The following is a 15138-nucleotide window of genomic DNA, read 5'->3' as shown; positions in this document are numbered from 1 at the left end:
AACGATATGAAAAACTACATTGCATATATTCTGTTCGCCGGAGCTCTTGCCGCAGGCTTTTCTTCCTGCAATGACTTCCTCGACGAGAACCCGGACAACCGCACGACGGTCGATTCGGAGGAAAAGGCCATCGACATGCTGGTCTCGGCCTATGCCAGCAACCAGCCGTGGTTCGTATTGGAACTGGCTTCGGACAATGTCGATGACCACGGCGGAACCTACGGCGATTGGAGTCGTTTCTACGAAGAGAGTTTTTCCTGGAATCCGCCCGTGGAATCCAACAACGAATCGCTTATCAGGACGTGGAGTTCGCAGTATCTGGCCATTGCGAATGCCAATCAGGTGCTGGACGCTCTCGGGAAAATGGAAATGACCGACAAGTTGCGCGCGGCCAAGGGCGAAGCGTTGATCTGCCGGGCATACGCCCACTTCGTGCTGGTGAACATTTTCTGCCAGCAGTACGATCCCAACTATCCGGACGACATGGGAATCCCTTACATGGAGAAGGCCGAAACCGAACTCGACCCGAAATACGAACGCGGTACGGTAGCCGAAGTGTACGCCAAAATCGAAAAGGATATCGAGGAAGGACTGCCGCTTATCGACGACGCGATCTATTCGGTTCCCAAGTACCACTTCAACCGGAAAGCGGCTTATTCCTTCGCCGCACGGTTCTTCCTGTATTATCAGAAATGGGACAAAGCCGCGGAATATGCCTCGGAAGCGCTGACCAACGCCCCCGAATCCCAGCTCCGCGATTACGAGGCGCTGTTGGAATATCCGATGAACAACGGGTCCACCCAGAATACGGCTGCCACCTACTATATCAGTACGGACCTGCCGTGCAACTACCTGCTGGCGACGGCTTACTCCTCTTCGGGGACCTATTTCGGCGGATACTCCTCGGGACGCCGTTACAACCACGGATGGCTGATCGGCCAGACCGAGAGCATCTCCTGCACGAATACGCCCTTCGCGCCCTACGAATGGAAGGTGCGGCCGCTGGTATATAACAGCGGTCTGGACAAGACCCTGCTGCCCCATACGCCGTATCTGTTCGAATATACCGATCCCGTCGCAGGAACCGGTTATATCCACACCGTCTACACGCTCTTCACGGGCGACGAGACGCTGCTGACACGGGCCGAAGCCTACATCATGCAGAAAGATTATCCGAACGCGCTGAAGGACATGAACCTCTTCCTGTCGAACGCCTGCAAGTCGTACACGCCGCTGACGGAAGAGACCGTGACGGCGTGGGCCGCCGGCACCGAATATTACCGGCCGGAAACCGATCAGAACCAGTCGGATATGAACAAGAAAGGTCCTACGCCGAAAAAGGAGCTGCACCCTGCGTTCGATCTCGACGAAACCCAGGAGGCCATGGTCCATACGCTGCTGATGCTGCGTCGCTACGAAACGCTGCATTGCGGTCTGCGCTGGTTCGACATCAAGCGTTTCGGCATCGAAATTTATCGTCGCACGCTCGATTCCACCGACGGACATGTCAGCGCCGTGACCGACAAGCTCGCAGTGCGGGACAACCGTCGGGCCATCCAGCTACCGAACGACGTAATCACGAGCGGTCTGCCCGCCAATCCGAGGTAATCCGCCATTTGAGATTAAAAAATGCATATTATGAAAAGAACGATATTTGCACTGTCCGCACTGGTATTCGCACTTTCGAACACGGCGTGTTCGGAGGACGGACTCGACGACAAGAGCGTAATCACGGGTATCGGCTATGAGATCGAAACGCCTTTCGACGAGTGGCTCCTCGAGAACTTCATCGAACCGTATAATATCCGGGTCATGTACCGTTACGAGGACATGGAATCCGATATGACCTACAATCTGGTTCCGGCGCGTTACGAACGCTCGATCGAAATGGCGCAGTTGGTTTCCTATCTTTGTCTGCAAGCCTACGACGAAATCACCGGCAGCCGGGACTTCATCCGGGCCAACTTCCCGAAAGACCTCTTCTTCGTGGGCAGCCCGGCCTACAACAACAACGGCTCCATCGTACTGGGTACGGCCGAGGGCGGTACGAAAATCACCCTCTACAACCTCAATACGCTGGATCCGCGCAATGTCGATGCTCTCAACTCCTCCTACTTCAAAACGATACATCACGAGTTCGGGCATATCCTCAATCAGAAAAAGCCTTACACGTCCGATTTCGAACAGATCGTCGGCAAGTCGGACGGAGGTATCCGCTATGTCGGCAATTCCTGCTGGGAGGTATATCCCACCGAGACCAGCGCTCTGCAGGACGGGTTCATCAGCCGTTACGCCTCGACTTCCGACGGAGAGGAGTTCGTGGAGCTCGCCTCGATCTACGTCACCAACACGCCCGAAGCCTGGGAAACGAAACTGCGGACGGCAGGCGCGAGACGCTCGATGATCGAGCAGAAATTCGACATCGTCTATAAATACTATGAGAATGACTGGGGTATCGACCTGGAGAAGCTGCGCGAGATCGTCCTGCGACGTCAGCAGGACGTGCCGACACTCGACCTGGATATCTGATTCTGTTCCGTATTAAAAAAATGTGAAACCTATGAAACGATTATTGATATTGCTGGGGCTGCCCCTCGTACTGAGCTCCTGTCTTCTGAACGAGGAGGATAAATTCCCGAAATCCGCGACGGAACGCATGAACGAAGCCATCGAACAGGCCGAGAACGTTCTTCAGGGCGCCGTCAACGGGTGGCGCGTGGAGCTCTATCCGGAGAAATCGCGCATCTACGGAGGTTATACGATGTTCCTGAAATTCTCTTCCGACGGCAAGGTGACCGCCGCCAGCGAGAATTTCGATCCCGCGCAGACGGACGAGTCCTACTACTCCGTAGAGCCGGACAACGGGCCGATGCTCACGTTCAACACCTACAACGAGATCATTCATTTCTATTCGGATGCCGGGACCGGGGCCAATCAGGGAATCGGCACGGCGAACGGCGGTCTGGAGGGGGATTCCGACTTCATCGTTATGGAGGCCACTCCCGAATGCGTAAAACTCAAAGGACGCAAATCCGGCAATTACATCCGCATGTATCCGCTCGATGAGGGCGTGAACTGGGCCGATGAACTGCAAGCCTATGTAGATGCGGAAACGGAAATGCTGCTGGGCTATACGAGCTGCATCGTAGGGGATGCGACCTATCCGCTGGAATTCCAATCGGCTCTGAATAATTTTACCTCGCGCGTATTCCGGATTACGCTCAAGGAGGCCACCGAAACCGAATCGGCAGAGGTCCTGTCCGCGCCCTTCATCTGGACGAAATCCGGTGCGAAATTCTACGAACCTCTGACCATCGACGGCGTGACCGTGGAAGAGTTGTCGTTCAGCGGAGAGTACCTGGAAAATGCCGAGAAAAACGTCCGGATCACTCCGAAATACTCGGACAACCAACTGACCGTAAACATTACGGAAACGACCTACAATTCGCTGAAATACGAAATTACCGCGACGGATCCGGACGACCCGTACATCGTCCGGGCGTTCAGGAAGAGCGAAATCGAAGGCATGTCGGACACGCAACTCCGGAAAAGTATCTGCGAGACGATCGCTTCCGCGAACGAACTGAAGAAGGGCGACATGACAGGGACTCTTTCCGACCTGTACGATGAAACGGAGTATGTCGTGGTGGGCCTGGGAATCGACCCCTCGACGCTGAATTACACCACGAAGGTCTTCAGCGCGGAGAAAACGACCTCCGCACTGCCGGCAGACATGCAGGATGCCTACAGGCAATGGATCGGGACATGGACCGTGACCTCGGCGTCGTCCGAAGTATCGGGTACGTCCTACGATTTCATCATCGAAATCCGTCCGCGCGAGATCAACAGTACGTACCTGATCCGCGGATGGGGATACACCTACCTGAAGAACGACTACGAATGCGAAGCGAAGTTCAAGGCCGACGGCACGTTCGACATCCACCATCAGATATGCGGGACGTTGAGTACCGGCGGCCAGCTCACGCTCTTCCCGAGATTTGTCTATACCCAAGGTGGCTCCGGGTACGGCGGTCTCATATCGCTCGGATACGGAGAGGCTCTTCAGGCATCTTCGTCCGAGGACGGGAAAGGCGCCATCTACGGATACAATTACGGTCTGTCCGGAGGCGGATCCTGCACGATCACGTCGCTCGACTATTGGGATGTCCGCAACGGCAGCAACTATTACATCCAGGCGATGAGCCCGTACGTATACAAGGATTTCTTCGCAGGTCCCTATACGATGGTCCGCACATCGACGGAATACGGCGTACTGGGAACCCAGACCTCACAATCCGCACCGGCTGCCGTTCAAAGACTCTCTACCGGAAACAAAGCCGCAGCCGTTCGGGCCGAATAGGTTTCCGTCGTTCGAAAGAGCCGTTCAGAATATCTGAACGGCTCTTTTTCGATCGAGGCCGGGCAGTTCGTTCGTGCATGAGATGCCCGGCCGTGAAACAGGCCACCGATGAAACGGTCCGGCCGATCCGGCCCGGCCGGGCCACGCCCTGCCGACCTTGTCCCGGCGCATGATCTTACCGTCGCCGGCAACCGGAGCGCACGACAGGCGTACCGTCCCGCTTTTCGCTCAAATGGATATTGACATGATAGATGCTGTTCCGGTTCAGATAATAGTCCCCTTCCATGGCATCTTCCGGCTTCGTATCCGGATTATTGCATAACAGGACGGTGGCGGAAACATTGTCGTCCGAAGGGACGGTTCCTTCATCCACGTACCATATCTGCAACCGGGTGGCCTTGTCGGAAACATCGGTCGAATGCGGAGCGGCATAAAAGTAGAATTGGCAGGCCCCGGTCCTGATCTCCTCGCTCCGCTCGGTCGGCTTCATATCCAACCAGGCATCCTCGGCATTGGGCGACTGCGCTCCCGGGAAGACATAGGCCTTCGTTTCCATGTTGGCCAGTCCGATGTAGAATTTCTTTTTCAGGTCTTCGGGATCGTCGATCGTGAAATTCACCTCGATACGTGCGATGATACGTCCCAGGTAGATGGACAATCCGCTTTCGGTGCCGGGCAACACCCCTTCGTAATACCCGAACATGTAGATCTGTTTTACATGCCCGATATTCTCGTTCCTGTCGCCCGCTCCGTCCTCCTCGGTCAGAATATTCCCGATATCCACCGTTTTCCGGCGGAAATCGGACAACTGCACCCGGGTCCGCCCGTCGTCCTTCAGGATCAGTTCCGCGATCTGGACTTCGGTCATGTTGGCTATCAGGCAGATCGTCGTCCTCTGCCCGTCGCCGGACTGCAACCGCACGTTGTCCAGTTCGGGCGACGGGGTCCCGTTGGGCGTGTCCTCGTCCTCGGTCAGGTTTCTGAAATAGTAATAGGATTCGCTTCCGGGACGCTCCCCGTCGGCGACAAGCACGAGGTTGTCCTCGGAATCGAATTGGAGTACGGCGATCGTGCGTATCATGTTCTCCTCCTCGGGCGTCATCGGCAGCAGGGCCCTCGAACCGGGAGCGGCTTCCCCGCCCGCCATCGGCAGAACCCGGGCACTGATTCTGTAAGCGGCGCAAACCGGGCTGACGGCTCCGGGATCGGCCGGTACGGGATCGTTTTGCGTACACGCTCCGCACAAGGCGACGAGCGCAAAGAACGCGAAAAGGCATATCCGTTTCATGACGGGTCGTTTTTACAGGATGGGTAACTCTTCGTTCCAGCTCACATACTGCCAGGTGATGGTGGAGACGCCGTTCTCCATCTTCACCGTTCCTACGTAATGGTAGGTGTAGGCCGCTTCGAATACTTTCTGATTCAGCATCATTTCATATTGGGTGGGAATGCCGTTCACCGACAGGTTGAACAGCACGACGACCGCCCCGGAATACGCATCGGTCGGCAGAATGGGGCACTTGATATACAGCTCCGTAGCATTCTTGTTCGTGATGAAGCTGTCGGCATAGGCCGCGCTGCGGCGAATGGTGAAACGTTCGTCGGCATCGCCCGTTTTGGCTTCCAGATACACCTGCGGGGACTTCGTCCAGCACCAGTTCCAACCGAGTTTCTCGTTCTCGATCCGGTAATACTTCTGTACGCCCGACACCTCCACCCCCTGCGGCATGACATCCAGCGAAAAGACGGCAGGGTCGTTCTTCTCCTTGCGAATGGTGAATTCAAGCCGGGAGATCTGGTGCGCCAACGGCTTCAGTTTCACATAGTGAACCGCGCCGTCGTCCCCGTCGAGGCGGACGACCGTTTTCGCCGAACTCGGATAACGGTCGTCGGTCGCCATCAGATACTCCTTGTGGTTCACGCTGACGGCCTGATGCCCGTCGTCCGTTTCCACCAGACGTTTGGCAGGCGACATGGCCCGGAATTCGTAGGTCTTGCCGATCGTCAGGTAGAGCGGAACGCCCGTCTCCGTCACCTGCGAGACGTTGCCCTCCTCGTCGTATTCCACCCGGCAGGGATAGAGCGCCTGCCGCGTTCCGTCCAGATCGCGCACGACATACGACTTCGTGTACTCCTCCTCCGCCCCTCCGGCTCCCTGTTCTTTCACATGGAGCCAAAGGGTGCTGCCGTTGGGCAGGGGCTCCGCATCCTTTCCGAAGAAGATATCCTCCTGTCCGTCGGTGCGGGCGGCAGCCGTCCGCACCGACGGGCCGTTTTCGGACACCGAACCGAGAAGCCCCGGCAACACGGGACGCACCTCGACCTTTCCCACGGGAACCGGAGCGGCGCTCTCCTCCCCGGACGAGCACCCCGGGAGCGGGGCCGCAGCCAGCAGAAGAGCATAAAGCGCGGTTTTCATACGCTGTTCGTTCCTCATCGTCGTCATCGTTTATCTGCATTCAGATCGCGCACGCAACGGACCTGCACGGCATCGCCCAGCGGGGATTTGTCCGAAAGGATGATGCTCTGGCTGGCGGTTTGCGACCCTGCGAATTTGAACCACATGATTTTCTTCCTATTGTCTTCCGCCGTTTCATTGGTCGCATACCAGGTTTCCGTACCCACATTGGCAATATTCCCGCCCGTCCAATTATTGACGATACCGCCGACGGGCAGGTAAAGCACTTCGGCGGGATGGTCCCAGTCGAACGACCTCAAACTTTCGCCGTAATCCCCGTCGGCGTCGGGTGTGAATTTGTCCTTCGGACTCGTCCGATAGCGCGAAATGACCAGTACGCCCCGAAACGGCTCATTATAGACGACTACGCCGTCTTTCTTTTCGGGATTCGGATCGGCCGTAACCAGTTCGATTTCCCATTTCATGCGATAGGCCCTGGTCGTGCCCTGTCGTTTGATGCCGTACACCACGCCCCAGTTGTATATATGTTCCTTATCGTTGTTTCGCAACTCTCCGGACCGGTCCTTGACGCGGACCCGATCATCGTCTCCCATACTCAGGATATATTCGCACGTTTCGGTATTCGTTCCGCCGAAATCCTCCATCTCTTTCCGGTAAATATAAGGGAATCGTCCGCTGTATGCCGGCTCGTTTTTATCGTACAATCCGGACTTTTCCAGCACCTTTATCTCTTTTAGATTCTCTTCGCTGAAAGCCTTCTCGAAATCCGGTTCCTCAAGCGATTTATTGTCGATCGTCGCTTCCCACGATCCGGCATTATTCAGGTTCGTATATACTCTGAACGTGATGTTCCCCGAATAGGCCGATCCCGGAAGAATGCCTCTGAAGTCTTCCTCCGCGGGCAGCCGCCATCCGGGAGGACACGGAGTTTCGCTCTGGTCGGCCCATGTGCGGGGCGTCTCTCCCCCGTTGCTTTTCCTCTCCAGTTTTCCGAGAGAATACGCCCCATCGTAGCTGAAACTAAACGTATGGCCTCCACCCGCATCGCCCAGATTCCAGATACATTCGTCATTGGCCGTCGTCTGAGCCGGTTGGTAATAGTACGTTCCGCTTCCGAGATTCCACGAAGCGGGATCGACCACCGGGAAGAGCGGATTTTTTCCCGTGAGTTCCCCTCCGCTGACCAGCGATTCCTTCAAAATCCCGATATCCGACAGATCTTCATAAATCCACCTCCCCTTCTGATCGTTCTTCTTGGCGGGAGGCATCGGGAAATAGGGAATGTTCCGCCCGTACTGGTAGAAATACCCCACGCTTTTGAGCCAGTCTTCGTAACTGCGTGTCGGATGGGCGCTGGTCGCTCCCAGATTGCGGTCGGCCCACATGACGCCGTTGAACGTCACGGGCTGCCCCAGATCCTGCTCCTGATAACCGGGCGTATCGACCGTCCCTTCGCCTTCCAGCCAGTCGAATACCTGCGGCACGAGGGTTACCACGCGCTTGTCGCGGTCGCGCAGAAAATTGAAGACCAGCATATACCGATAGTTCGGCAGAAATTCCAACGGAGCTTCGGGGTTCCCGGCGTTCCAACTGTCGCAGACCGGAATCGAAAGGGTCGTCTCGCCGACCGTTCCGAATATTCCGTCAGGGTCATCGAAAGTTATGTCAGTCACGTATTGCGGGATGCCGTCGGCACGCTCCGCGCCGGAGGGGAAGATCAGAACGGGTCCGCCCACCTGGACGGCCTCCGCGTCGGACTGCCCCGGAGTGCGGACCGGAACCGTTACGGGCTTCTCCGGCCCGACGAGCCGCGGTCCCCGCTCCGATACGGAAAACTCACCGGTCAGCACATCGTATGTTCCGTTCAGGGGAATACCCGCTTCATCGTCTTTTTTCCGAAGGGAGACGGAAATCACCTTCAGCCGATTCTCCCCGGCGATCTCCTCATCGCTCTGCTGCACCGCCTTGAAAATCACTTTCGACATGATATGACGGAAATTCAACGTCAGCATGTTGCCCGGAAGCGCTTCTCCGTTATACGGCAACTCGGCCCGCAGATAGTCTGGATACCCGCAGACGGACTGCTCGTCCAACTCGATACGATAGGAAGCGTCACCCTCGTCGGGCGGCAGGAAACCGTCGCCGTCCTCCGCCCGCACGTTATCGGTCAGGCCGTAGAAATCCTTCGGTCCGTGCAGCTTCCCGTTGTACTCTTCGCCCAGAGAGATATAGTGCAAGCCGCCTCTCAGCAGGGACTCCTTTCCGGGAACGCCCCCCGCGGGGAAACCTTCCGCGGAGTCCGTCGTGCCACTCCGGCAGGCCCAGATGCGGAACCGGACGCCCGCATCGAACATACGGCCTTCGCCCGCAGCCCGTGTGACGGTCTCCTCTTTCCGCGCATCCAGCCGGAGCGCACCGCCGCCGGGTCCGAAGTCCGCCGCCGGGTCCTCCCGGCATGCGGCCGCCGCCAGGCACAGGGCCAATGCGCATGGAACGGCCGATCGGTATCTCTTTTCCATAATGTCGCTTTTATTCGGTCCGTTATCGTTGTTCGTCGCCGGTCCCGGGGGGATATACCGGCAGATAGTGTTCGCCTCCGTCTTCCCAGTCGATATTCCTGCCTTCCAGCAGCAGTTCATCGCTGTCGAACGTGATGAGTACCTCGTAACGGTAGCCGGGATAGAACATCCCGCCGGTTTTCGTCGCTATTGAAACCGTCCGGTCCGTCCACTCGGCCCGCCGCAGAAACTGATATTCCAGCTCGCCCGCTTCGTTCACGACGATCAGCGAGTAATCGGCCGCGACGTTGATCGTCAGCGACTTCTCTGCGGACGTTTCCGCCAATTCCTCGAACGGATCATAGACAAACCGGTTTTCCACCTTTTCCAGCCCGTGCACCACGTAACACGCGCCGATCTCCTTCCGCTCGTCCTGCCGGATGTAGTTTTCGTCCGGCGAGGACAATTCTATGCCGCCCGACTGCGGCCCGGCCTCCGATATGCGGTAGGTGCTCCGATCATCCTTCTCCTCCGTCCCCCGCTGCACGTACCGTTCGAAAGCGGTCGGGATTTCCAATTCGTTCGATTCGGCCACCGTAACCACCACATTGTTCACGGCCACCTTGTTCAGCATCCGCGCGCTGCGCCGGGCCTCGAACGAGATGCAGGCGGTGAGATGGCGGAATTTCAGCTCGTGCTCCTTCCGCGTGAACGGATTGCCGGTCCATCCCATATGCTCCGCATTGCCGTCGCACGAGAGGAAATCGGTTTTTCCGTCCCGCCGGCTCTCCTCCACCTTCAGCTTGGCATAATTACCCTCCGCGACCGGGGCCAGGGCGTAGCCGGGAGCGTAGCCCGTGACATGGTAAGGGGCGTTGGCCCCCAGATACCGGACACCTGTGGAGAAGACGCGCCCGCCGTCGTAATTGTAGTTGTCGATGGCTTCGGGCAATACGGCTTCGGCGTCCGGTCGGGCGTCCGCCGTACTCTCTTTCATCCAAAGGTTGTGAAACGTCGCTTCGGTCCAAAACAGCAAACGCGCGACGTTCCCGGCCGCTTCCACGCCGCTTCCCGCCGAACCGTTCCGCCCCTCCGTACGCGCGTTGAGCTCTATCGTCCGGGCGGTCTCCCCGTGCGGCGGCTCCGCGCTATCGTCCCCGCAGGACGACAGCGCGACGACAGCCAGGACAAGATGGTATAATTTCCGTTTCATAGGATTTCGCTCCGTCATTGCAACTCGATCTCCCCGGATCCTCCCTCTTTCCACTCCTCGACGAGCGTATGCACGTCGATATACCCGCCGTCGTGGATCGAAGAGCCCGGATGGCTGAACGAATTGACGATCAAAATATAGTAGGTATTCCGCCGGACCACCCCGCGGGAGTAGGGGGTCGCGCCGCCGGCCGGATCGCCGCCGGCCCCGTCGATATAGGTGTAATAGTATCCCCAACCTTGCGTATAGGGAAGGTAGTTGCCCAGCTTTTCGGGTTCCTCTGCGTCGAACGAATCGCCCAGCATCCGGATGACGGCGCCGTAGGTATAGTACCGGTCTTCCCGCGTATCGTCCTTCCGGTTGTCGTAATAAAAGTAAGTATGCCGGGGGAAACCGCCGCCATCGGGGTCATAAGTACCTTCGCTGTAATAGTTTTCCTTTTTCAGCGACTCTGTCAGGAGGGTCTGCGAAACATATTCGTCGGAGCACTCCACCTCCATCACGGGATCCCCGGCCGCCTCCGCTTGTTCGCTCCACTTCTCCAGCGCCGCTTTCAGACCGTGCTCGTCGGCCACCGCTCCTGCGTCGATCCGCCGGAGGACATGTGCGACCAGCTCCTTCTCGATCCACAGCCTGCCCGGAGTGTATTTGGCCGCCACGGAGACATGGGTAATCATCGGCCACACGTATTCGTATTCCTCAAGCACCTTTTTCTTCCCTTCGTCGGCGACCGCCCCGAAAAGGTTCTCGGGACAGTAGAGCGCCTCCTCCGGACGATAGCCGCCGCACCGGTTTTCGTCCGGGAGCCGGTTTTCCTCGTACTTGGGCGCCCGTTTGAAAAAGCCGATCACCTCATACTGCAGGCCGGGTGCGGCATAAACGAAATCCTTCGACGTCTTGCTGCCGTCGTATCCGCCCTTCTCGTCCAGGTAGAACGTCAGGTCGTTGTTCGGATCTTCGTCCTCCTTTTCCATGATGAAAGAAGACTTGTTGAGCGAATTGACCAGAAAATAGACATCCTCCAGCCTTATCCACCCTCCGTTCGTCGCAAGGCTTCCGCCCTCCTTCAACGGCGCATAGCCCGAATGCCCGTCATCCTCCCTGCACGTGACCAGCACCTTGGCCACCAGCCGCCTGAGCTCGAACTCAGCTTCGACGACGACCCGCTCCCCGTCTTCGCCCACGACGGGCCGGGCCTTCTGCCCCTGCGTGCAGAACATGGCGATATCCGTGCGGAGAGACGATGCGCCCCCGTCCGTCGCCACTCCCGGAGCGAACGACTCCACGACATTGTAGTTGTAAGGCGTTTCGGTTCCGTCGAGCGTATAGGCTTTATTGCCGTCGCAGAAAGCCTCGGCCTGCCGGTCGTCGAGATTGGCGCCCAAGTACAGGAACATCTCCCCGACCTCCCGCACATCGACGGGCAACTCCAGCACCGCCGTTTTCCGGCCGGTCGTCCCGTCCTCGTCCAGAAGCACGTGCCGGAAAGGATAGGCGGTTCTCCGACCGGAGACCTCGGTGAACACATAAAGATTGCGGATGGCGTTTTCGGAGTCGAATCCGGGCGCCTCGCCGGTTCCGGACGCATCCGGACCGCTGCCGTCCACGGAGAACGCAAGGCTCAGGGAGACCCCGCACGCAGCCGGGTTCCGCGGAGCGTCGTCGGCCGGCGATGCGGACCGGTCCGCACATCCGGCCGCCAGACAACACAACAGCCAGCAGCATATCCGCGATTTTACCTCTTTCATACGCTAATTTCCTTTCGACCGTCAAAGTATCACGTTCTGTATCCGCCTGCTCCAGTTCAGCACGCTGATCTCCAGATCCACCGCTTCCCACGTATCGCCTTTCAGGAAAAACGTCATGCGATAGTCATAGCCCCGGTCGAGGAACTCCTGTTCGGAGCAGGCATGCAGTTCGTCGGCGCTGCGCAGTCGGGCGAGCATGTCCGCGAGATTGACACGGATCACCTCCCGGCCGGTTTCCCGATGCGTCACCGTCAGCACGGCATCCTCTTCGGCGCGGTCGTGGTAGAGGATGCGCGAGGTCATGAAACCGACATGCGCCATGCGGCCGACGCCCTCCGCAGCTTCGCGCCCGGTACGGTCCTCGGTGTTCCACGCGACGTAGGGCGTATAGACTGCCGGCCCGCTCTCGTCCACGCTGTTGTCGTAGCGCAGACGCAGGTTGCGGTCCGTGATGCGGAAGTCGTAGTCCGCCACGTCCACGCCCGCCGGGTCGTCTATCTCCCGCAGTACGACGTCGATATGCTTCGTGTCGCGCACGAGCGACAGCGTTTCGCTGACGGCGTACAGATCGGACGTCACGACGCTGCGCGGACTCATGGCGTGCCAGAGCGTATCGAGCGGCAGCCCTCCGTGTTCCACGCGGCCGTCGGGAGCATGGTCGAGCGTGACGCTCAGCCCCTCCATCTTCCCTCCGTCGGGTCCGGCAATCCGGAACTTCGCCCCGGGCCCCCGCTGCGTCTCCGCCACCTCCTTCTGCATGGCCAGCGCCACGAAGCGGTACTCGCCCGCAGGGAGATCGAGATGCATACGGTAGTCCTTCGCCCGGAGCGGTGCGGAACCGGCGGTGTTCGCCTCGCTCCGGGAGGTCACGAAGTCGCCGTCGGCGTCGAAGACATAGACCGTAACGCCGCCCACGTGATCGGAGAACATATCGGCACGCTGAAGATTGTAGTCGTAACGGAAATTCAGATACACGCCGCGGTCGCATCCGCTACGATCCTCGTAAATCCAGTCGGTGCACGACATGCAGCACACGAGCAGACTGCCGCTCAGCAGCGACCTGCCGTATGACCGCATTCCGCGTCGGATGGCTTGACCTGTCTTCATGGTTTCGTCTGTTTTTCATATTCGGACCGAGCGGTTCACAAATCCACCTCCTGCGTGCGCAGCGCCCACGAAAGGACATCCACGGAGACCTTTATATAGCCTTCCGTCGTATCGTCCGGCTCGTCGGGGACATCGGGGATCTCCGGTTCGCCCGGACCCGAAACGCTGTTGACGGTCAATTGATACCATGTGTTGCGCACTACGCCGTAACGGCCCAGATGCTTCTCATCAGTATATGATTCGCTGTTATCCCAGGGCGTCTCGCCGTTGTCGAAATGGCGGACAAGCGCGGTGCAGTAATAGGTCTCGCCGTCCTTGTAGTACTTCACCGTACCCAGCTCCGGCACGACCTTCGTCAGCGCACCGGCATTCGCTCCCGTAACCGTCAGCAGGTCGCTCAACTTCCTGCCGTCCGTGTTGTAATATCCTCCCGCCGCTTCGGAATTCACTCGGATTTCCGCATCCTCCAGCCCGGCGACCGCCGCTTTCACCGTTTCGACGAACTCCTCCTCGGAGAGCAGCACACCGTTGTTCTTCACGATAAAGAAGCTTTTTACCACGGCATCTTTCGAACGGTTGTACCGTCCCTTTATCAGCACGGACGTGGTTTCGTTCTTGTTCTGGTGTTTCGTGTCGAACGTATTTTCCAGACAGTACGCTACGTTCGTCTTCTCTTCCCAGGAGGTGTTCCAGTCGATGTCCGACGGGTCCGTCGCATTGTCGTATATGTCGAAATCGCTCTCCCCATGCCCGTCGGAATCGGAGTAGTTGCAGTCCACCGCCCAGAAGATGCGATAGCGACCGACGTCCCGCTTCACCGCGCTGCCCGCGAGGAAACGCGAATCGCCGCTGTCGTACTGCACCCACTCGTTCAGGCCGCCGACATCGCGCACCAGTCTGGTACTCTTATTGGTGACATTCAGCACCCAGCCTTCCAGGACGACCCGATCGCCGTTGTAGATGCTGCCGGGATTCTCCACCTCCACGGTATTCCCGGAATCCCCCGCCGTTATGCCTTTGGCTATCGACACGGAGACCTTGCCCACGAGGCGCTCCACGAAAATCGGATCGGCTTCCTCGGCGCCGGCAGCCTCTTTGGTGTCGTATACCTTGACCTTCACCAGCGTGGAAGCCGCAGCGGAGGAGCGTTGGCTGTCCGAACCGGACTTGTCCGACAGCGGGGCGTTCGTCATGAAGAAACTGCTGTTATCGTTCCCGGAAGCCGAAATGAAAGCGTCCGCGGTTTTCTCCACCCGGGCCCGCAAAGCCTCAATCGTACCGGCCCCTTCGCCGAAAACCGGACTGCCGTCCCGCATCAGCATGCCATCGTCACCGACCGTGAGAATACCGTTCGCATTGACGACAGCCAACGCATACAGACTGACGCCGTTCGGGACGGCAGGAGCCTCCATGACATAGCTCGCGGTCCGCGTGATCTGCTCGTCGCCATCATCGACCGTCCAGCCCGACACATCCAACTGATAAGCCTTCAGGAATGTGGCATTCGCCTCTTCGGTTCCTCCGAAAAAGGCGATCAGCGCCTCGTTTACCTTGTATTCGTTGGACTCTCCGTCGTCGTAACGATGATCATCCGCCCGGGTGAGTCCCGAGGAGGTCGGCATGTTGATCGCCACTTTCACGTATCCGTCCACGACCTGCTGCCCCGGTTTTTCCGCCGGGTCGCCGGGATTTCCGTCGTCGCCGGCGCAGGCGGCGAAGAACAATGCCATCGCCAGCATCGTCCCTCCGATTTTCGTACCGTTTGTTTTCATAAATGCAAATATTGAAATGAA

The 15138-nt window shown here is 58.3% G+C and carries 10 protein-coding genes; 3 read left to right on the top strand and 7 right to left on the bottom strand.

Features of this window, described 5'->3' with window-relative positions; genetic code table 11:
- The first annotated feature begins 6 nt into the window (after positions 1 to 6).
- From FME97_RS10910 to FME97_RS10900, 3 genes are read left to right on the top strand one after another with little or no spacing between them, the layout of a single operon-like run.
- Positions 7 to 1608, top strand: coding sequence for a RagB/SusD family nutrient uptake outer membrane protein (locus FME97_RS10910; RefSeq protein WP_141429658.1), 1602 nt, complete (start codon positions 7 to 9; stop codon positions 1606 to 1608).
- A gap of 30 nt (positions 1609 to 1638) precedes the next feature.
- A complete protein-coding gene (locus FME97_RS10905) occupies positions 1639 to 2529 on the top strand; it encodes a zinc-binding metallopeptidase (RefSeq protein ID WP_141429657.1) in 891 nt (296 codons plus the stop codon).
- A gap of 31 nt (positions 2530 to 2560) precedes the next feature.
- Positions 2561 to 4360, top strand: coding sequence for a DUF4302 domain-containing protein (locus tag FME97_RS10900; protein ID WP_141429656.1), 1800 nt, complete (start codon positions 2561 to 2563; stop codon positions 4358 to 4360).
- Between the two features lie 175 nt (positions 4361 to 4535).
- Here the strand turns inward: FME97_RS10900 and FME97_RS10895 are convergent, their stop codons facing one another.
- The 7 genes from FME97_RS10895 to FME97_RS10865 are packed head-to-tail and all read right to left on the bottom strand — an operon-like array spanning position 4536 to position 15117.
- A complete protein-coding gene (locus tag FME97_RS10895) occupies positions 4536 to 5648 on the bottom strand; it encodes a hypothetical protein (protein WP_141429655.1) in 1113 nt (370 codons plus the stop codon).
- A gap of 12 nt (positions 5649 to 5660) precedes the next feature.
- Complete coding sequence (locus FME97_RS10890; protein ID WP_162502079.1) at positions 5661 to 6779, bottom strand: BF2992 family fimbrillin-A clan protein; 1119 nt, start codon at positions 6777 to 6779, stop codon at positions 5661 to 5663.
- Positions 6780 to 6802: 23 nt separating this feature from the next.
- Positions 6803 to 9298 (bottom strand): fimbrillin family protein, encoded by a 2496-nt coding sequence (locus FME97_RS10885; RefSeq protein WP_162502078.1) that lies wholly within the window; start codon positions 9296 to 9298, stop codon positions 6803 to 6805.
- A 22-nt stretch (positions 9299 to 9320) separates the two neighbouring features.
- Positions 9321 to 10490, bottom strand: coding sequence for a hypothetical protein (locus tag FME97_RS10880; RefSeq protein ID WP_141429652.1), 1170 nt, complete (start codon positions 10488 to 10490; stop codon positions 9321 to 9323).
- A 14-nt stretch (positions 10491 to 10504) separates the two neighbouring features.
- Positions 10505 to 12238, bottom strand: coding sequence for a hypothetical protein (locus FME97_RS10875; RefSeq protein WP_141429651.1), 1734 nt, complete (start codon positions 12236 to 12238; stop codon positions 10505 to 10507).
- 21 nt (positions 12239 to 12259) lie between these two features.
- Positions 12260 to 13345, bottom strand: a complete 1086-nt coding sequence (locus FME97_RS10870; protein WP_232522878.1) for a FimB/Mfa2 family fimbrial subunit — start codon at positions 13343 to 13345, stop codon at positions 12260 to 12262.
- A 35-nt stretch (positions 13346 to 13380) separates the two neighbouring features.
- Complete coding sequence (locus FME97_RS10865; RefSeq protein ID WP_141429650.1) at positions 13381 to 15117, bottom strand: Mfa1 family fimbria major subunit; 1737 nt, start codon at positions 15115 to 15117, stop codon at positions 13381 to 13383.
- Positions 15118 to 15138: the final 21 nt, after the last annotated feature.

Source organism: Alistipes dispar (assembly GCF_006542685.1).
In the GTDB taxonomy this organism is placed as follows: Bacteria; Bacteroidota; Bacteroidia; order Bacteroidales; family Rikenellaceae; genus Alistipes; species Alistipes dispar.
This window is presented reverse-complemented; position numbering and strand designations above follow the sequence as displayed.